General features: G+C 72.8%; 12 protein-coding genes. 3 read left to right on the forward strand and 9 right to left on the reverse strand.

All coding sequences use genetic code 11. The features are described from left to right. Window positions 1-91: 91 nt before the first annotated feature. Genes ACIHAR_RS33955 through ACIHAR_RS33965 form a run of 3 tightly spaced genes read right to left on the reverse strand, consistent with a single transcriptional unit; the run spans window position 92 to window position 3,280 of the window. The gene (locus ACIHAR_RS33955; RefSeq protein ID WP_400023075.1) at window positions 92-1,378 is read right to left on the reverse strand and encodes a sugar ABC transporter permease; all 1,287 of its coding nucleotides are present in this window, start codon (window positions 1,376-1,378) and stop codon (window positions 92-94) included. After that, window positions 1,372-2,145 carry an ATP-binding cassette domain-containing protein gene (locus tag ACIHAR_RS33960; RefSeq protein WP_365465352.1) on the reverse strand — a complete coding sequence of 258 codons (774 nt, stop codon included), beginning with the start codon at window positions 2,143-2,145 and terminating at the stop codon, window positions 1,372-1,374. The genes ACIHAR_RS33955 and ACIHAR_RS33960 overlap by 7 nt, the downstream gene beginning before the upstream one ends. A gap of 46 nt (window positions 2,146-2,191) precedes the next feature. Next, a complete protein-coding gene (locus ACIHAR_RS33965; protein WP_365465355.1) occupies window positions 2,192-3,280 on the reverse strand; it encodes a substrate-binding domain-containing protein in 1,089 nt (362 codons plus the stop codon). Between the two features lie 456 nt (window positions 3,281-3,736). On the opposite strand from ACIHAR_RS33965, the gene ACIHAR_RS33970 reads away from it, so the two are divergent. Both ACIHAR_RS33970 and ACIHAR_RS33975 read left to right on the forward strand, forming a co-directional pair. Further along, the gene (locus ACIHAR_RS33970; protein WP_365465358.1) at window positions 3,737-6,274 is read left to right on the forward strand and encodes a SpoIIE family protein phosphatase; all 2,538 of its coding nucleotides are present in this window, start codon (window positions 3,737-3,739) and stop codon (window positions 6,272-6,274) included. A gap of 59 nt (window positions 6,275-6,333) precedes the next feature. Further along, entirely contained in the window at window positions 6,334-7,386 is a 1,053-nt protein-coding gene (locus ACIHAR_RS33975) for a sugar ABC transporter substrate-binding protein (RefSeq protein ID WP_400023119.1), read from the forward strand. Between the two features lie 230 nt (window positions 7,387-7,616). Here ACIHAR_RS33975 and ACIHAR_RS33980 read toward each other — a convergent pair whose 3' ends face one another. The 5 genes from ACIHAR_RS33980 to ACIHAR_RS34000 form a co-directional block, all read right to left on the reverse strand. Further along, window positions 7,617-9,722: a trypsin-like serine peptidase gene (locus ACIHAR_RS33980; protein WP_400023076.1), complete on the reverse strand. Its 2,106-nt coding sequence runs from the start codon at window positions 9,720-9,722 to the stop codon at window positions 7,617-7,619. A gap of 1 nt (window position 9,723) precedes the next feature. Beyond that, the gene (locus ACIHAR_RS33985; RefSeq protein WP_365465364.1) at window positions 9,724-11,577 is read right to left on the reverse strand and encodes a peroxidase family protein; all 1,854 of its coding nucleotides are present in this window, start codon (window positions 11,575-11,577) and stop codon (window positions 9,724-9,726) included. Beyond that, window positions 11,574-13,487 (reverse strand): GMC family oxidoreductase, encoded by a 1,914-nt coding sequence (locus ACIHAR_RS33990; RefSeq protein WP_400023078.1) that lies wholly within the window; start codon window positions 13,485-13,487, stop codon window positions 11,574-11,576. The genes ACIHAR_RS33985 and ACIHAR_RS33990 overlap by 4 nt, the downstream gene beginning before the upstream one ends. Next, complete coding sequence (locus ACIHAR_RS33995) at window positions 13,484-13,897, reverse strand: hypothetical protein (protein ID WP_365465370.1); 414 nt, start codon at window positions 13,895-13,897, stop codon at window positions 13,484-13,486. Before ACIHAR_RS33995 ends, ACIHAR_RS33990 begins: the two co-directional genes overlap by 4 nt. A gap of 201 nt (window positions 13,898-14,098) precedes the next feature. Continuing rightward, complete coding sequence (locus ACIHAR_RS34000; RefSeq protein WP_400023080.1) at window positions 14,099-15,388, reverse strand: glycosyltransferase; 1,290 nt, start codon at window positions 15,386-15,388, stop codon at window positions 14,099-14,101. Window positions 15,389-16,033: 645 nt separating this feature from the next. On the opposite strand from ACIHAR_RS34000, the gene ACIHAR_RS34005 reads away from it, so the two are divergent. Beyond that, window positions 16,034-16,996: a hypothetical protein gene (locus ACIHAR_RS34005; protein WP_400023081.1), complete on the forward strand. Its 963-nt coding sequence runs from the start codon at window positions 16,034-16,036 to the stop codon at window positions 16,994-16,996. An 86-nt stretch (window positions 16,997-17,082) separates the two neighbouring features. On the opposite strand, the gene ACIHAR_RS34010 is transcribed toward ACIHAR_RS34005, so the two are convergent. Next, complete coding sequence (locus ACIHAR_RS34010; RefSeq protein ID WP_400023083.1) at window positions 17,083-18,579, reverse strand: glycoside hydrolase family 6 protein; 1,497 nt, start codon at window positions 18,577-18,579, stop codon at window positions 17,083-17,085. Between the last annotated feature and the right edge of the window lie 315 nt (window positions 18,580-18,894).

Consider the following 18,894-nt stretch of genomic DNA (forward strand, 5'->3'; position numbering starts at 1 on the left):
GACAAGGCTGTTGATGACGCGTCAGGTGTTTTTCGGGCACTCCCGGCACGGTGCGGGACAGGGCGCGCCGGCGTGCCGGGAGGCGGCGGTGTCAGGCCCGCCCGTGCGCCTCCTGCGAGCGCCGGGAGAGCGAGTCGATGACGACCGCGGCGAAGAGCACCCCGCCGGTGATCACGAACTGCGCGGCGGGGGGCGTGTCGGTGATCGCCATGCCGGAGGCGATCGACTGGATGACCAGCATGCCCAGCACCGCGGACCAGGTCGTGCCGCGTCCGCCGAACAGACTGGTGCCGCCGATGACGGCCGCCGCGATCGCGTTGAGCAGCAGGACGGCCGAACCCGAGTTCTGGCTCACCGACGTGATGCGCGAGGCCAGGAACAGGCCGCCGACCGCGGCCATCGTGCCCGAGACCGCCAGCACCGCCGTCTGCACGCGTGTCACGCTGAGGCTGGCGCGCCGGGCCGCCTCGACGCTGCCGCCGAGTGCGTAGACCTGCCGGCCGTAGTGCGTGTGCCGGAGCACGATGTCGAGGCCTGCCACCACCACCAGGAACACCAGGAGGGCGAGCGGCAGCCCCTGGAACCGGTTCAGCACGTACGCCGCGGAGAAGGCGATCACCGCGACGCCTCCCGCGCGCACCACGACGTCCAGGAGCGACCGGTGCGGCATGCCCATCGCCCTGCGGCGCCGCCGGTCCTGGTGGCACACGAGGAAGACCGCGCCCGCGCTGACCGCCGCCAGGCCGTAGGCGACGGCGTCATGGGTGAAGTAGTGGCTGGTCAGTCTGGCGACGAACCCGCTCTCGTCCAGGTTGATGGTGCCGCTGGTCCCGAGGATGGACAGCATGATGCCGTTCCAGGTGAGCAGCCCCGCGAGCGTGACGACGAACGCCGGTACCCGCGTCTTGGCGAAGGAGTAGCCCTGGACGGTCCCCGTCAGGGTTCCCGCGAGTACCGCCATGATGACGGCGAGCCACTCCGGCACCCCGTTCAACACGTTCAGGACGGCGAAGACGGCCGCCGCGAGGCCGCTGATCGAGCCGACCGACAGATCGAGTTCACCGAGCAGCAGCACGAACACGATACCGACAGCGATCAGCCCCGTACCCACGATGTCGACGCTCAGATTGGACAGGTTCCGGGGGGAGAGGAAGTTCTCGTTCAGGGACTGGAAGATGATCCAGACCACGGCGAGGACGAGCACCACGGGCAGCGAGCCCACTTCGCCGGCGCTCACCCTGCGCCGGAGGGCGGCGACCCAGCCGTCCACCGCCCGCACGGCGGCCCGCCCGTGCCACGGCCGACGCGTGACGGCGTCGGACGCGGCCGGCTCGGCGGGCCGCGAGGTCTCCGCACTGCTGCGCAACCCTTTCACCACGCCGCCTCCTGCGGGGCCGGCCGGCGGGGCACGTTGTCCGTGGCGCCGGTGATGGAGGAGATGATCTGTTCCTGCGACGCGGTGTTCACGTCGAAGAAACCGTTGTTGCGGCCGAGGCGCAGCACGACCGCCCGGTCCGCGAGAGCCTTCACGTCGCCCATGTTGTGACTGATGAGCAGCACGCCCAGGCCACGGTCACGGAGCTGGTCGACGAGGTCCATGACCTCGGTGGTCTGCTGGAAGCCCAGAGCCGCGGTCGGCTCGTCCAGCAGGAGGACCCGCGGGTCGCCGAGGAGCGAACGAGCGATGGCGACCGTCTGCCGCTGCCCGCTCGACAGGGAGACGACGGGGGCGCGCAGATCGGGGAGTTCCCGGGTCAGCCCTTCCAGCAGGTGCCTGGTGCGGCGCTCCATCTCCACCTCGTCCAGGAAGCCGAACCTGCGGATCTCCTGCCCGAGGAACAGATTGCCGACCACGTCGAGGTTCCCGCAGAGCGCGAGGTCCTGGTAGACGGTGGCGATGCCGAGGTCCCGGGCGTCGTGGGGGCGCTTGATCTGCACCGTCCGGCCCTCCCACTCGACGGCGCCCCGGTCGGCCGGCGCGACCCCGGAAATCACTTTGACCAGCGTCGACTTGCCGGCTCCGTTGTCGCCCAGCAGCGCGACGACCTGACCGGCGTGGATCTCCAACTCGATGTCCTGGAGCACCTCGACGACGCCGAAGCGCTTGCACACACCGTGCAGCGCCAGCAAGGGGGGAGCCGGCACGGACAACCATCTCCTTCCCGGGCCCGCGTGTCGCGGGCCCCGTCCCTCAGGTCAGCCCGGCCCGGTCGCAGGCCGCCCCGAGCCGGGGCGTGCAGATCTGCTGGACGGTGTACACACCGTCCTTCACCACGGTGTCCTTGATGTTGTCGACGGTCACGGCCACGGGGGCCAGCATGATGGCCGGAACCGTCCCCCCGCCGTGGGTCGTCACGGTGTCGGTGGCGACCCGGTCGAGGTTCTCGTCACGGACCGCGGCCACCGCCATCGCGGCGCCCCCGGAAGCCTCGGGCGCGAAGGGTTTGTAGACGGTCATGTACTGATGGCCGCTGACGATGCGCCGCACGGCCGCGAGCTCGGCGTCCTGCCCGGTGACGGGGGGCAGCGGCTCGACCTTGTTCGCCCGGAGGGCCGAGATGGTGCCCGCGGCGAGGCCGTCGTTGGCGGCGTACACCCCGTGGATGTTGCCGGCGCCGAGGGCGGCGATGGCCCCGGCCATGTTCAGGTTCGCCGCCTCCGCCCTCCACTGGATGGTGTCGTACGCCTTGCCGATCTTCACCCTGCCCGTGAGGACGGACAGCGCGCCCTTCTTGAACGACACCGCGTTGGGGTCGCTGGGATCGCCGTTCATCATGACGATCTGGCCGTCCGCGACCCTCTCGCCCATGCCCTTCAGCAAAGCCGTGCCCTGGAGCCTGCCGACCTCCTCGCCGTCGAAGGAGACGTAGCCCGAGACCGGACCCTGCGAGAGACGGTCGTAGGCGATGACCGGGATCCCCGCTTCGTGGGCCTTCCCGACCGCGGCGCTGAGCGACCGGCCGTCCACGGCCACGAGCACGATCGCGTCGACCCCCTTGGCGATCATCGAGTTCATCTGCTGCTGCTGGAGGGCGACTTCTCCCTTGGCGTTGACGTGCTCGAAGGCGCAGTCGCCGCACAGCCGCCTGATCTCCTTCTCCATCAGGGGCCTGTCCTGTGTCTCCCAGCGGGCGGTGGTGGCGTCCGGCAGCAGCAGGGCGATCGTCGGAGTGCCGTCCCCGTCGGAGCCGGTGTCGGCGCCCGGCCCGCAGGTCGCGAGGGCGACGGTCGTCGAGAAGGCGGCCACGGCCACGACCGCGCCCCGTAGGCGGGCCTTCATCGAAGAGACCTCCCTTCGGCCGGTCCGGCGCGCGGTCCGCGCTCGCCGCCGGCGGCCGGCGCGGGGTGCGGGCGGGGGCGCGGAGCGGACGTGCCGGGGCGCCGAGGACGGGTGTGCCGCGCTGCGGGGCCGCACCGGCCGCAGGCGCCGGGGCGTGGGGAAGGCGGCCGGGGAGAGCCGGCCGGCGCCGTCGGTCCGGACCCGCGGCCGCGGCTCCACCGCTCGCGAAGCAGCCCGCGGACGACGACGGAGCAGGCGCCGACCGTCCGCCTGGAACATGCCGCGCGAGAGCGGCAAGACGGCCACGTCGTCAGTGTGACACCGGCCGTGGTGATCTGCGAATGGAGTGCAGCCACGGCAATCTGTCCACTTCATCCGCATATGCGATTCTGGTGTGTGGGTGCCGGATCTCCACCTGTCGACACCTGCTGCCAGTACGGGAGGTAGGTCGCGGACATGCCTCATGACGGCCGTGGCCGGGCCGGAGTCTCGGAGCCGCCGGCTCCCGGGGCGGGCCCCGCCCACACGTCGCCACCGCCTCCGGTGCCCGGGTCCACCGCGAGCGAGCGGGCCCTCACCTTCGCCGGGGCGCTCCTGGCGGCCGTCTACGTGCCCGTGCCCGGGAGCGACGAACTCCGGCTGGCCGAGACGGCCGGATGCACCGCCGCCGAGTACACGCTGCCGGAACGCCTGTCGCTGTCCGGCGCCTCTCCCGCGGCCCACGCCTGCCGCATGGACCGGCCCCTGTGGCTGAACCCCAGGGCGCTCGCCTCCTACGACGAGGGCGGGCCGACCCCCCTGCGGGACGACGTGTCGTACGGCGCACTGCCCCTGCGCACGGAGGGCGGACGGCCGGGCTGCCTCGTCGTCCTGGGCGGCGGGGTGTACGGATTCGAGGCCGAACGGCGGCGCTTCCTCGAGCGGTACGCCGACGCGATCAGCGGCGTGCTGCGCGGCGCGGCCGGCCGCCCGGCACCGGCGTCGCTGCTGACGTCCGCCCTGCGCGGCCTGGGCGTCGGCTCCTTCCTCCTGGTGCCGGACACCGGTCTCGTGGAGGCGGACGACACCCTGCTCGAACTGGTCGGCATCACACCGGACGCCTTCGACGGCAAGGCGGAGACCCTGCTCGCCCACGCCCTGCCGGAGGACATGCACGCCCTGATATCGGTCCTCGAACCGTCCACCCAGACGTTCGGCCGGCGGGAGCTGGAGTTCCGGGTCCGCTGCCCCAGCGGCGAGATGCGCTGGCTGAGCCTGGCGTGCCGTGTGGCGGCACCGGCCGACGACCGCCCGGAGCGGGTCCTCGGCGTGGTGACGTCGACCTCCGTACTGCGCCGCGGGGCCGACGACGTCTCCAGGATCCAGTGGCTGACCGCCGCACTCGACGAGGTGATGACGGTCCGGGACGTCAGCCGGCTCGTCGTCACCGCCCTGCGTGAGCCGCTCGGCGCCGACCGGGTGGCCCTCGCCGAGGTGCAGGGCGACCGGCTCATGGTCACCGTGCTCGACCCGCCGGAGCAGGCCGCCTGGCCGCGGATGTGGCGCTCCGCGTGGCGCTCCGAGTGGCCCGAACTGCCCATCGGCGCCCTGCCCGCCCTGCGGACGGCCCTGCGGGACGGCCGCATGGATCTGTGGCCCGCCGGAACCGTCCTCGAACCCGGTCTGGAGGGCGTCGGAACCGGCGGTCTTGCCGTGCTGCCGCTGCCCTCCAAGGGCCGGGTCACCGGTGTGTGCCTGGTCGGCTGGGACCGGACGCACCAGTTCGTCCCCGAGGAACGGTCCTTCCTCACCGCCACCGCCGCGCTCGTCGGACAGGCGCTCACACGGGCGCACGCGCACGACGCCGAGGAGGAGCTGGCCACGATGCTGCAGCGCAGCCTGCTGCCGCGGCGGCTCCCGGAACTGCCCGGCGGCACGGCCGTCGCCCGCTACCTGCCGGCGAGGCGCGGGCTGCAGGTGGGCGGTGACTGGTACGACGTCATCGCCCTCACCGAGGACCGCGTGGCGCTGGTCATCGGCGACGTACAGGGACACAGCGCCGGAGCCGCGACGATCATGGGCCAGATGCGCACCGCGGTCAGGGCCTACGCGGTGGAGGGACACCCGCCGGACGTGGTCATCTCGCACGCCAACCGCCTCCTCGTCGGTATGGAGACCGACCTCTTCGCCACCTGCTGCTACGCCGAGGTGGACATGGAGGAGGGCGCCATCCTGTTCGTGCGGGCCGGGCATCTCTCCCCGCTGGTCCGCCACCCCGACGGCAGCACCGAGGAGGTGCAGGTCGAGGGCGGTCCCCCGCTCGGCGTCCTCGCCGAGGCCGAGTTCCCCATGACCTCGGTGCCCCTGACCCCCGGCACGGTCCTCGCCCTGGTCACCGACGGCCTCGTGGAGGCCGCCGACCTGCCCCTGGACGAAGGCATGCAGCAGACCCGCCTCGCGCTCGCCGCGGCGGAGCCGACGGATCCGGGGCGCATGGCCGACCAGCTGCTCGGCGACCGCGGCCGCCGTGAGGACGACGTGGCGCTGCTGCTCCTGCGCTACGACGGCATGAAGACCCGGCCGATCAAGGCCGGCTGGGCGGTGTGGCGACTGCCCGACGCCGTCATGCACGCCCGCCGGTTCACCGCGCGCACCCTGCGCCGGTGGAAGGTCGAGGAGGCGGCCGACGCGGTGCTCCTGGTGGTGTCCGAACTGGTCACCAACGCCCTCGTGCACACCCAGGGACCGGTCCGCATCGACCTGATGCTCCGCGGGGACCGGGTGCGGGTCTGCGTCAGCGACTCCTCGCCCCGCGCGCCCGCCAAGCCGGTGATCGTGGACTGGGAGTCGACCGGCGGGCGGGGCCTGATGCTGGTCGAGGCCATGTCGGACTCCTTCGGCTCGATGCCGGTGGCCGGCGGCAAGCAGGTGTGGAGCGAGATCGTCGTGCCCCGGCGCGCACCGGCTCCCGAGGGGGCGGCGCCGCTGACGGCGGCACCGGGGGGTCCGCCGTGAGGGCCACCCCTGCGCGGCTCCGCGCGCGACACGCCGTCGCGGCCCTCGCCGCCGTGGTCATGGCGGTGTCGCTGTCGTCCTGCCAAGGAAGGGACGACGCGGACGCCGACAGCTTCACCGTGGGCCTGCTGCTCCCGAGCCGGGCGATCCCACGCTGGGAGCACTCCGACAAGCCGTTGATCAAGCAGGAGCTGAAAGAGCTCTGCCCCCGCTGCACCATGGCGTACGCCAACGCCGAGAACGACGCGACGATGCAGCGGCAACAGGTGACCTCCATGATCACCAAGGGCGTCAGGGTCCTGATCCTCGACGCCGCAGACACCAGGGCGCTGCGCTCGTCGATCCAGGAGGCCCGCCGGGCCGGTGTGCCGGTCGTCGCCTACGACCGGCTCGCCGAGGGCCCGATCTCGGGCTACGTCAGTTTCGACGGCGCCCAGGTCGGCAGGCTCCAGGGCGAGGCGCTGCTCAGGGCCATGGCGGACGGGACCGGAGAAGACGGGACCGGAGAAGACGGGACCGTGGTCATGATGAACGGCGACCCGACCAGCCCCAACGCGGCGTGGTACCGCAGGGGAGCGCTGTCCGTCATCGCGGGCAAGGTGACGATCGGCAGGTCCTACAACACCGAGGGCTGGAGCTCGGACAACGCCCACACCAACATGTCCGCGGCCATCGCGGCCCTGGGCCCGAACCGGATCGACGGCGTCCTGGCCGCCAACGACGCCATCGCCGCGGGCGTCATCTCCGCCCTCAAGAGCGCCGGAGTCGAGAAGCTTCCCCCCGTCACCGGCCAGGACGCCGACCTCGACGCCGTGCGGCGCATCGTCAAAGGGGAGCAGTACATGACGGTGTACAAGCCCTTCCGGGCGCAGGCCGCGGAAGCCGCCGCCATGGCCGTGGCCCTGGGGCGCGGTGAGGACGTCCGCGACATCGCCTCGGAGACGACCGACAGTCCCACCACCAAGAACGTCCCGTCGGTCCTGCTCAGCGCGACCGCGGTCACCGCCGGCACCATCGAGGAGACCCTGGTCGAGGACGGCGTGTACACCCTCGACCAGATCTGCACCCCCGAGCTCCGCGGCGCCTGCGACAAGGCCGGCCTCGGCCGCTAGCAGCGACTGTCCGACACCGGCTGCGACTGTCGACACCCGCTGCGACCGCCGGCGACGCTTCCGATCGATACGGCCGGCGCCCGCCCGGCGGATCAGCCGCCGGGAGGCGAGAGCGGCTCGGGAGCCGCGTGGCAGCCTCCGCCTCTGCGGCGTGATCCGCCGGGCGGGCCCTGACAGTTCGCCCACGGCGTCCGTGAGCCATCGCCGGCCGCGGACGCCGTCGGCCCGGCTCAGCCCACGAGGTGCCTGTCGATCGACCGGGCGACCTCGGCGTGCGCGAGGTACTCCTCGATGTCGTGGGCCCGGTCGCGGGAGTTGAGGACGGCCAGGTCGGTCAGTCCGTCCGCCCAGTCGTCGTTCAGCGGGCATCCGATGGCCACGGCGTCCGTCGGGCACCAGGCGTTGAGCCAGTCCGCCACCCTGTCGGGTCGCTTCGGGCCGCCGACGAGCAGCCTGCTGTACACGCTGTCCAGGCCGAGGGGACTCCCCGCCGTGGTCAGATGGACGAGCTGCACACCGGGGGAGAGCCGGGTGACCAGATCCATGCCGACGACCGTGCCGAGGCTGTGGCTGACGAGCACCACCTCTCCCGCATCCGGCATCGTGCCGAGCACGCAGTCCAGGACCTCGTCCCGGACGCGCCGGTCGTCGAGGTAGGCGGCCACGTCACGGAAGACCAGCGCGATGGCCCACGTGTCGAGGTCGCTGCGGGCGGCCAGCCAGCTCAACCGCCGCTGCAGGGTGCCGACCACGTCACCCAGGCCGATCCGCTCGGTGGCCAGTTGTTCCTCGGACGGGACGTGCCACTTCGCGGCCGCCTCGCCGACGATCTCCTCGTACACCGCGCGGGCGGAGGGGGCGGCGGGTGCGACGACCTCCGCCGCCCGGGCCGTCGGCGCCTCGACCACGCGCGGGACGGCCTCGTGCGCGGTGAGCGCCTGCACCAGCCGGTCGCCGTAGTAAGGGAACCAGACGTCCTCCGGATCGACCGGATCGAGCCCGGCGCGGACCAGCCCCTGGTTCAGTCCGGCCGCCCAGGCGCGGCGCAGTCTCCCGGGGTCCTTGCCCTCCTGGGAGCGGCCGTGCAGGAAGACCAGGTGCCGGTGCCCGCCGAACGCGCCGCCCCTGGCCCGCAGCCCCGCACGCCCGGCGGGGGCCGCCTCCGCGGCGGGGCGCGGCACGGCGACGGCGGCCGGTGCCGGACCCGCGACCGGGGTCGCGACCGCCGGGGCCGGACCCGCGACGGGAGCGACGACGGCCGGTGCCGGGCCCGCGAGGGGAGCGACGCCGGCCTCCGCGGGGCCCAGCCCGGACTCCGGGCCCATCTCGGCCAGCAGCGCACGCTCCCGGGAGGTGAGGGGCAGGGCGGCGAGGTGCTGCAGGACGGAGCTGATGCGCACGCCCTCGTTGGACACCCAGTCGATCGCGTCGTCGCCGTCACCGGGCTGCCAGACCCGTCCGTCGCGGCGCAGGACGCGCCCCTGGTCGTCGGTCCTCGCCACACCCCTGTGGTGGAGCGCCACCACCTCCCACTGGTCGTTGAAGACCGGCGAACCCGAGTTGCCCGGCTCGGTGTCCGTCCGGTAGTGGAGGAAGTCGTCCAGACGCACCTGCAGCATGTTGTCGCGTACGGCGATCTCCTTGAGGCGCCCCATCGGGTGACCGATGACGTTGACCGGCTCGCCGATCACCAGCTTCCCCAGCTGCACGCTGAGCCGGTTCCAGCCGAACGTCTCCCCCGGGGGCCGCCCGTCCGGACCGGCCTCGACCCGCACCAGGGCGAAGTCCAGGCGCTCGTCCGCCACGAAGAAGCCCTCCGGGTCGAGCTCCAGCCGCGTCGGCGCCTGCGGGGTGTTGTCGACGGAGACCTGCGCGTCGAACTCGACGTAGCACTGCCGGGCGACCGCCGCGTCGGTGAGCACGTGATGGTTGGTCATCAGCAGGCTCGGTGACACCAGGAAGCCGGTGCCCATCGGCAGTTCGCGGCCGTTCTCCCGCACCGAGATCCGGGCGACGGTACGGGCCGCCCGCGCGCCGCGCGGCAGGAAGCTCCACGCCTGCAGCTCCTTGGACACCCCGAGGATGCGCTCGTACGCGGCGGGCGCGCTCAGCGGCTCCGCGCGGACGGCCTCCACCACCAGGGCGGTCGGCACCGCGTGCCGGTCGAGCAGCCGGGCCGCCCGGGCCGCGAGCGCCTGCTGGGAGTCGGGGAAGGTGACCCCGGCGTCCTGCCGGGCCTCCACGGTCTGCCGCTGGTCGCTGGTCTCGGCGTACCGCGCGGCGGCCGCCGCCGTCTGGCGTTCCCGCTCCTCGCGGGACCTGTCCGTAGCATCCATGTCACGTCACCGTTCCTCCGGCGGTGTGCCACGGCACGAAGGCGTTCGTCAGACCGGCGAGCGCCGTGCGCAGCTCCGGGTGGTGACGCAGCAGCACCGTGATCATGCTGTTGTCGTCGATCCAGGCCATGCCGGCCTTGGAGTACACCTCGGGGCGGTAGTACTCGGTGAAGAAGCGGTCGCTGTTGAGCCGGCGCGAGGCCATCAGGATGAAGATGCGGAACGCCGTGTCGCTGAAGGCGAACCCCTTCGGGAGCTTCTCCGCGTACAGCCCGACCGTGAGGTCGACCTTCTCGATGTCACCGTCGTAGAGCCGCTCGATCTGCTCCGCCCACGCCGGGTTGTCCGTCAGCTCCGCGAAGCTCCGCGCGGGCTTCAGCCGCAGCAGCCGCCGGAACTCGTTGTACCGGGGGACGGCCAGCTCCCGGGAGCGCAGGATGTCGGTGGCGGCGAGGTCCTGCAGATGCCCGTCCGGACGCTCGAACTCCTGCAGGAACCTGGGGAAGTTGTGCAGGGTGACCAGTCCGGGATGGAGGGTGCCGAAGCTGTAGAGGAGATCGGCCATGTCGGTCGTCTCCAGGAACTTCAGCGCCCCGGGGCCCGAGATGTCGCGCAAGGTGCAGTGGCGCAGGGACGCGTCGTCGGCGACGGCGCGCAGATGCCACTCGTCGCGCACCAGCGGATGCATGCGGTACACCGCCACGAACTCCTCGGTCAGCGAGTACGGCACCCCGTAGTGGTCCGTGGCCGCGCCGGGGATGCCGCTGACGACCTCGCTGTCGCTGATCCGGCCGAAGAGGTTGTGGACGCGCTCGCCCGCCACGCCCCACCAGTTGGCGCGCAGCGCCTTGACCGTGGTGGGGTGGCTGATCACGGCCGGGGTCCACTCCACCGTGTGGATCTTGGCGAGGAGGGCGGCGTTGACGAGCCGCGCCCGCTGGAACAGCTCCTCGTCGCCCCAGGACGGGTACGCGCCGTGCAGGTGGTCGCAGATCGCGTTGTGCTCCCGCGCGAACAGGTCGTGCATCATCGCGAGCCCCAGCCAGAAGCCGGGGATACGCGAGGGGTCGCGGGACGGGTCCGAGGGCACCGGGGACTGCTCGCTGTCCCACAGGTGCAGCTTCCCCAGCTCACCCGCGCGCATCTGGCGCTGCTCGGTCTCGTTCGTCCCGTAGATCTGCGACGCGTCCCACCAGTGGGAGGACACGTTGACCCGGGTGTCGGGCGTCCCGGCGGGCGCCTGCGGGTCGCGGGTCGGGTCGTCCGGGGTCCGCATGATGTGCATGGGCCGCTCCGGCCACGGGTCGTCGTCCAGGAGCGGCACCTCCCACGGCCGTTCGGTCGGGCTCGTCCCGTGACTGAACCAGTCCCGGACCATGAACTGCAGCCAGGCGGCGACCAGGGAGTTGACCGACTCGGCCGGGATCAGCTCGTCGCGCGTGAGCACCGCGCGGCTGACCTCGCGGGGGCTCGGCCGGGACAGCACCTCCTCGGGCGTGGCCGGAGGGATCCGGTCCAGCGGGATGTTCCGGCCGAAGCGGGTGCCCGCCATGCCCATCCGCGGCTCGGCGAGGTCGTTGTGGCTGCCGTCGGCGGTCCGGTTGACCTTGTGGCTCTCGGCGGGCGGCGCGGGCTGGGGCAGGTTCACCGAGGGCAGCCGGCCGGGGTCGTGGAGGTTCCGCTGACGGAGGCGGACGCGCAGTCCGAGGAGTGTCAGCAGGCCCGGCAGGACGGGCAGTCTGTCCCAGCCGACGCGCCGGTCCAGCCATTCGGCGCCGCCGGTGATGATCCGCCAGAGCAGGGACGTGCGGTAGCCGGCCGGGGAACGCCCTGCGGCGCGTGGTTGCTTGCTCATCGCGTGACTCCTTGGGCGGCGAGGATCACGTCGCTCGCCTTCTCGCTGATCATGTAAATCGGGGTGGCGACGAAGAAACCGGGGATGCGCGGGAAGACCGAGGCGTCGACGATCCGCAAGCGGTCCACCCCGCGCACCCGGAAGTCGCTGTCGACGACGGCGGAGGGATCGTCCGCCCGCCCCATCCGGCAGGTGCAGGAGGCGTGGTGGCCCCACGCCTCGTCCTGCACGAAACGGCGGACGGCCTCCCGGCCGCGGACCTCCTTGCCGGGCCACAGCTCCTCGAGGATCACGGAGCCGGCCCTGCGGTTCATCCCGCGCACGAACTCCACGGCGTCGGCCATCGCCTCGAGGTCCACCTCGTCCTTGTCCGTGCCCTCGCCGAAGTGGTGGAAGTTCACCAGCGGGGTGTCACGGGGGTCGGCGGAGCGCAGCCGCACCCGGCCCCCGGTGTTGTGGGTGCGGCTCTTGAGGATGGCCCAGGTGAAGCGGTCCCGATGGCGGGTCAGCTCCGCCGAGTAACCCGGGTAGTAGCCCCGGAAGTCGAAGGGACCGCCGAAGACGAACAGGTCGGGAGCGTCCAGCGACGGACGGGACTTGTGCGTGACACCGAGGACGGCGCCGTTGGTGGTGTACAGGCCCTCACCGCGGCGCCAGGCCCGGTAACAGCGGTCCGGTTCGGTGCCCGGAGCCGGGGCGTGGAAGGAGCAGTCCCCGACGACCGCGAACTCGCGGTCCATCCGGCTGACCACCCCGACCTCGTACCGGTCCTGGAGGTGGCCGCCCACCCCCTGGAGGTCGACCCGTACGGGGATGCCGTGCTCCTGGAGCTCCTCGCGCGGTCCGATGCCCGACAGCATCAGCAACTGGGGCGTGTTGAAGGACCCCGCGGCCAGGATCACCTCGCGGGAGGCCAGGACCCTGCGCTGGGCCGGCGGCCCGGTCGCCTGCCCGCTCGCGGGATCCGCCCGGTAGGCGTGTGCCGCGTCCAGGTAGTCGACACCGGTCGCCGCTCCGTTCTCGTCGAGCACGACCCGGGCCACCAGGGCATGCGTACGGACCACCAGACGGTCCGGACGACTGCGCCGCACGGCCTCGACACGCTCGCGCACGGCACTGCGCCGTCCCTGCGCCGTGGAGATCGGGATCTGCCACAGTCCTTCCAGGGCACGCGTCTGCACCCGCCAGTCGTTGGGGTCGACGAAGGCGCTGAACCCCTCCAGCGGCGACAGCGGCCGGTCGAGGAAGTCGACGAGCTCCCCCTCCGCCGCGGAGAGGATCACCTTCAGCAACTGCTTGTCCTGCAGCGCCACTTCGGGATCGGCGAGCGCGGTCGGCAGCCAGCCGTCGAATCCGTGCCGTGCGTCGTTGCGGTACCGGGCGGCGACGAAGGGCAGGGCCTTCAGCAGCGCGGCCGGCAGCCGGCCGGCGGGCGGCTCCTTGGGCCTCGGGCGGTACGTACAGCGCTCCAGCCGCTCGAAGTAGCGGCGCATGGCCGTGCTGTTCCACGTCGTGTCGCCGGTCTCCTCGGCGATCGCGTCCCAGTCGCGGTTGTACGGGTACACGGTGATCAGCGCGTGGTGCGCGGTACAGCCGCCGACCGTCCCGGCGCGCGGATAGAGGATGCCCCGGTCCGCGACGAGTTTGCTGTCGCGCCGGTGCTGCGCCTCGTCGGCGTAGTGCCGGACGAAGTAGTTCCAGCACTGGACGGGGTCCTCGGAGGCGTCCGCGTGGAAGGCGGGAACCAGGTAGTTGTCGTTCTCCTCCGCACCGCCCGCGTCGAGCAGCAGGGTGCGCAGTCCCGCCTCGGCGAGGTTGGCCGCCAGCGGCCCGCCTCCCGCACCGGCGCCGACGACGACGTAGTCGAAACCCGTCTCCGCCGGGGGAGCGGCAGCGCCCTCCGCCGTCACTTCCGCTTCCCCCGGGCGGAGTCGGTGAGGGAGACGCCGGCGGTCGCGGCGAGGACGGTGTTGGTCGCCGAGATCAGGGTGGTCAGCACGGCGGTGCGCGGCGGCAGCAGACCGCGCAGGCCGAGCATGGCCGCGGTCGCGGTGTCGCTGCCGTGGATCAGGACGCCCTCGCGCAGGTCCTCCCGCAGCCGTTCGCCGCGGTTGGTCAGCAGATCGAGACCGAGCAGGACCGTACGGATCCCGAAGAGCCGGAAGGCGTAGACGGCCGCTGGGCTGAGCGGTTCACGGTCGGGGTCGAGCCGCCGGATCAGCAGGTCGGGGGCCAGCAGTCCGGTGGCGCCGTTGACGATCCGGATTCCGGCGAGCGCGTAGAGCGAGGCGGGGCGGGTGACGGCACGGTGCCTGGCCATCGTGTCTCCTGAGGGTGGAGTGATGTGTACGGCGACGGCTACTACCGCCGAACCTCCCGGCAAGGGAGCTGAAACCCCCCTGGAAGCACTCCAAGTTCCACGTTATGGGATCAACTGCCCTGCTGCACCTCGGGGCACCGCGCACCGTCGTGGCCCGGGCCTGGCCGTCCTCGGGGCCGGCGGGCGGCCAGGCGCCCGGGATCAGCCCGCCGCGGTCCGCTCGATCAGGTCCGCGGCCGTCCGCAGTCCGTCGCGGCCACGGATCGTCTCCGCGGCCTCGGTCATGGTGGACCGCAGCCGGGTGTCGCCCAGCAACTCGGCCAGCGCACCGTGCAGTTGGGCGTCGGTGAACCGGTAGGGGTCGAGCCGGACGCCGAAGCCCAGCTCGGCCACCCGCTGGGCGTTGTCGTACTGGTCCCAGAACAGCGGCAGCACGATCATGGGCTTGCCGAAGTGGAAGCACTCGGTGGTCGTGTTGTTCCCGCCATGCGTGATGACCAGGTCCACCAGGGGCAGGATCCGCGTCTGCGGCAGGAACTCCGCACCCCACATGTTGGGCGGCAGTTCGATCTCGTCGTGCAGGGGACCCTTGGAGACGATGTACCGGTGCGGGGTCCGCGCCAGCGACGCGACGACCCGGCGCATGAGCTCGACGTCGGCGGAGCCGAGCGAACCCAGGCTGAAGTAGACCAGTGCGCTGTCGTCCGTGCCGCCGCCCGTCAGCTCGGCGGGCAGGGTGAACTCCTCGTCGGTCTCCCGGACCGAGGAGTCCAGCCGGTGCCATCCGGGGCCCAGCGGGCGCGCCGCGGTGTAGTCGGCGATCTCGGGATACACGTACAGGTTGAGGTCTCCCTCGTGGATGAACTCCAGATCGGGCAGCGGCCGCGCCCCCTGCCGCGTCACCCAGTCGTCGAAAGCGGCCCAGGTCTCGCGGTGCGTCCGGTCGTACTCCGCACGGAACTCCGCCCAGCCGCCGCGGTCCTCGGCCGGGTAGCCGGAGAACGGCGGAGGGAGGTGCTCGCCCTTCACCTCCAGCGGGTTGCACGAGACGATCCGCACGAACGGCACGCCCGCCGTGGTCAGGGCGGGGAAGCAGACGACGTTGTCCTCGACGATCACGTCCGGCCGGACCCGGTCGACGATCGCCTTCAGCTGCGGTTCGCAGTACCGGGCGCCGGATATCAGCTCGTCCCAGACCGGCCTGATCCAGGTCCGCAGCTGCTCGATCGTCGGCTTCCTGAACTCCGGGGCGGTGTCCCGGATGAAGTCCTTCCAGAACTGGCCCGCGTCCTGTGGCTGTTCGGGCGGCGGCGCGAGGTCGATCAGGTCCTCCTCGAAGCCCAGCCCGGTGAGTCTGCCCTTCCAGGACGCCTCGGCCGCGAACACCACGCGGTGGCCCCGGCGGCGCAGGACGTCGCCGATCCCGACGCAGTTGTTCGTCGGGCCGTAGGCGCTCTCCGGCGCGAAGAGGATGGTCAGGGGTCCGCTCAAGGATCTCTCTCCCGTCTTCTCGATCAGTACGGCGTTGTCCGGGCCCAGGACCGGGCGATTGCGGGCGCCGGGGGGACACGGGGCCCCGGGCCCGGAACGGGTGAGGAGCACCGGCCGGTCCGGGCGGGGCCGCCCGGACCGCTGTCCGCGAGGCGCGCCGAAGAAGCCGACGGTCCCGCGAGGACGGGCACCGGCGGCGTGCCCGCGTCGATCTCCGGCGCGCGGCCCGGGCACGGTCACCGGAAGCAACGGTGCGACGCCGCGAGCCGCCACCCGCGAAGGTCCGCCTCGGGGTCGCGGCTCGCCGGGCGGGCCGCGCCGTCTCCCGCACTGCCGCCGCCCCCGCGGGCGGAGCACACGACGGCGAGGACGGCTGCCGCCGCGCCCACGCAAACCCGCCCGGACCGGCCCGCGCCCGGCCGCCTCCGCGTACGTGACACGCCCACTCCCTCGCTGTCGCGATCAGCCGGTCGTACAGGGCAGTGCAGCGCCTGGTGCACCCACGGGTTCGCGGGCAGGCGGCGGTTCGGAAGTGTCCCACCGTGCGGGATCGGCAGGCAAGATTGCCGGGCGCGGCCTACGGAGGCCGGGCCACGCCCGCGCTCCGATGTGCGAGGTCGCCCGGCCCGGCGGAGCCTGGGAGGCATGCAGCGCAGAGGCGGACGCCGACAGGGCGGGGACGGGGACGGGGACGGCGTGGAGGCCGCCCTGGACGAGCTGTACACCACCCCGCCGTCCCGCTTCGTCGCCCGTCGGGAGGAGCTGGCCGCCGCGGCCGGAGCGGAAGGCCGTGCCGAGGACGCCCGCGCCGTCCGCGCCGCCCGCCGCCCCTCCCTGGCGGCCTGGGCGGCGAACCTGCTGCTGCGGTCCGAGCCGCAGGAGAGCCGGCGGTTCCTGGAGCTGGGGCGAGCCCTGCGCGAGGCCTACCGCGGCCTGGACAGCGCCGGCGTGAAGGAGCTGTCCGTCCAGCGCCGCCGTGTCGTCTCCGAACTGTCCCGGCAGGCCGCGCACCTCGCCTTCGAGGCGGGGCACCGGCTGTCGGGCGCGGTCCAGCAGGAGGTCGAGGCGACCTTGCACGCGGTGCTCGCCGATCAGGCTGCCGCCGACCAGTGGGCCGGGGGCCGGCTGGTGTCCGCCCTCGTCCCGCCGTCGGAGTTCGTCACCGGCACCGCTCCCTCCGCCGGTGCGACGCCCGGGACGGCCCTGCCGAAAGCCGCGCCTCCCTCGGCCTCGCCGAAAGCCGCGCCTTCCTCGGCCCGGGCGCAGGACGAACTCGCGGAGCGGCGCCGTGAGCGTCAGCGGCAGCTCACGCGGGCCAGAACGGCGGCCGAGAACGCCGAGCGGCGCCTGCGCGCCTGCCGTGACCGGCGTATCGACGCCGACGCGGAACTGGCCCGGGCCCATGCCCGCCACGACGAGGCCCGGCAGCGGGTGACCGACGCCGAGCGGCGTCTGCGGCAGCTGCGGGAGGAACAGCGGCGAGCCGCCGACGAGGAACAGGCCGCCGGGCAGCGTAGCCAGGAGGCCGCCGAGGCGCTCGTGCGGGCCGAGCAGGAGGCGCGGGAGGCCGCCGCGGAACTGGACCGGCTGTCCTCACGCAGGTCGTGAGCGCTCCGGCCGCCGGCCCGTGCGCGTGTGCGTGCGGGCGAGGACGCCCTGCCGCACGCTCCGCTTCGGGCCCGCGGGGTCGGCTCTCAGCTGCCGTCGACCAGCGCCTCGGCCAGTTCCGGGGAGAACCGGCCGGCCGCCGGAGAGCCCGCCGGGCACTGCGCGGAGTCGCCGTCCGAGTCACCGGGGTTCTTGATCCACAGCTGGTAGTCCGCCCCACCGGGACTGCCGGCGCGGGACGTCACGCCGAGCTTGCGCCGGGGCGGGTTGCAGAAGCCCACGTGCCCGCTGGCGGGTGACCCGGGCACGACGTAGGCGCCGTTGCCGTTGCGGGACGTGTCGACCACCCAGCCGACGGACAGGCCGAAGTCGGTCGCGAGCCGGGCGGTCAGCCGCTGGGCGTAGTCGTCGGAGACGGCGGTGTCGTCGAAGTTGGACACGTTGACCGAGACTCCACGGGCCATGGAGACGCCGGAGCGGTTGAGCAGGTACGCCATCCTCTCCAGGCCGATGCCCTGCGTGCCGCTCAGGTCCGGGCCCAGCGTCCAGGTGGCGTTGCCGGCGTCCAGGTACGTCCGCACGAGCGTGCCCTGCCGCTGCAGGTGCTGCGTGGCGTACCAGAGCATGTCGAAGCGCTGCTCCGCGCTGCCCCGCATGCAGGCGTCGTCCGAGGACTGGGCCACCGCGTCCGGCTCCAGGACGACGATCGCCGGCCGGCCCGCGATGCCCTGGGCGAACTCGTCGATCCACGCCTTGTACAGATCCGGGGAACCGGCACCGCCGGAGGAGGCTCCGCCGCAGTCCCGGCCCGGGATGTTGTAGGCGACCAGGACAGGCAGGAGTCCCCGTGCGGCGGCGGCGCCGACGTAGTCCGACACCTCGGTCCGGATGCCGGTGGCGGGGTTGCCGTCGGCGTCCCAGTCACCGAACCACTTGACGGCGTTGTGGTCCGCGACGGCGGCCCCGATCTTTCCGGCGCGATCGTCGCGCGGGTTGGCGTCGACCCACGTCGCCGCGTTGTTGCGGGGGTCGGTGTAGAAGCCCTCGCGGGCTGTGGAGGTGGTCAGGGACACGTTGTCGAGGACGAAGTCCGTCCCCACCGACTGCCCGCCGAGCTGGAAGTTCAGGGCTCCGGTCGTGGTGTCGATCCCGGAGGTGAACGTCCAGGAGAAGTGCCGGGAGTCGGTCGTCAGCTCGACGGCCCGGTCGAGTGCCGCGGTGTAGGGCTCGGCACCGAGCTGCGCGGTCGCCCGCACCGTCGCCGCCACGGACGCCTTGGCGTCGAAGGACAGCGTGTACCGGACGCCAGGACGGAACCGGATGCCGTCCTGGCCGACGATGACGTCCCACGGGTTGACGGTTCCGGCGCCGACGGTGGCCACCAGGGCCCCGTCGGTGACCGTCGTGGTGGCGCCCGTGGACCACCAGCCGTCGGCTCCGGCGGCGAAGTCGCCGTTGACCGCAAGCTCGCCGTAGACCGGCTGGGCTTCGGCCGCGGAGGCGGACGGGGTGGTGGACGTCAGCAGGGCGGCGGCCAGCACGGGCGCCGCGGCCGCCCGTAGCAGCCTGGACGTGGTGATCATCGGGAAACGGTCCTTCTTCCGTCGGGGTGGGCCGGCCGGGAACGGCACGGGGGCACACCCGAGTGAAAGCGCCCCCTTCCGCACGATCGATCGACACAGGCACGGACCCGCGTCCATGATCCACTGACCATTCGTCACGGCACCACCTGCGACGAGGAGTTGTGAGGTGTGCCATATCCCCGCACCGACGCCCGCGTACCCCGGCGCATGGCTGCAATCTCCCTTTCGGCCCGCCGCTCCGCGGTGCCAGGATCGCGTCGCCCGAGCGTCCCGCCGTCCTCGCACGGCAGCCGGGCGTCGACACCACCACGACGG

The organism is Streptomyces sp. NPDC052016 (assembly GCF_044548445.1).
Classification (GTDB): domain Bacteria; phylum Actinomycetota; class Actinomycetes; order Streptomycetales; family Streptomycetaceae; genus Streptomyces.

Bases quoted from the DNA above. Each gene is read 5' to 3' on its own strand.
- ACIHAR_RS33965 (WP_365465355.1), bottom strand. From the start codon at position 3,280: ATGAAGGCCCGCCTACGGGGCGCGGTCGTGGCCGTGGCCGCCTTCTCG.
- ACIHAR_RS33995 (WP_365465370.1), bottom strand. From the start codon at position 13,897: ATGGCCAGGCACCGTGCCGTCACCCGCCCCGCCTCGCTCTACGCGCTC.
- ACIHAR_RS33970 (WP_365465358.1), top strand. From the start codon at position 3,737: ATGCCTCATGACGGCCGTGGCCGGGCCGGAGTCTCGGAGCCGCCGGCT.
- ACIHAR_RS33975 (WP_400023119.1), top strand. From the start codon at position 6,334: ATGGCGGTGTCGCTGTCGTCCTGCCAAGGAAGGGACGACGCGGACGCC.
- ACIHAR_RS34005 (WP_400023081.1), top strand. From the start codon at position 16,034: ATGCAGCGCAGAGGCGGACGCCGACAGGGCGGGGACGGGGACGGGGAC.
- ACIHAR_RS33980 (WP_400023076.1), bottom strand. From the start codon at position 9,722: ATGGATGCTACGGACAGGTCCCGCGAGGAGCGGGAACGCCAGACGGCG.
- ACIHAR_RS33985 (WP_365465364.1), bottom strand. From the start codon at position 11,577: ATGAGCAAGCAACCACGCGCCGCAGGGCGTTCCCCGGCCGGCTACCGC.
- ACIHAR_RS34010 (WP_400023083.1), bottom strand. From the start codon at position 18,579: ATGATCACCACGTCCAGGCTGCTACGGGCGGCCGCGGCGCCCGTGCTG.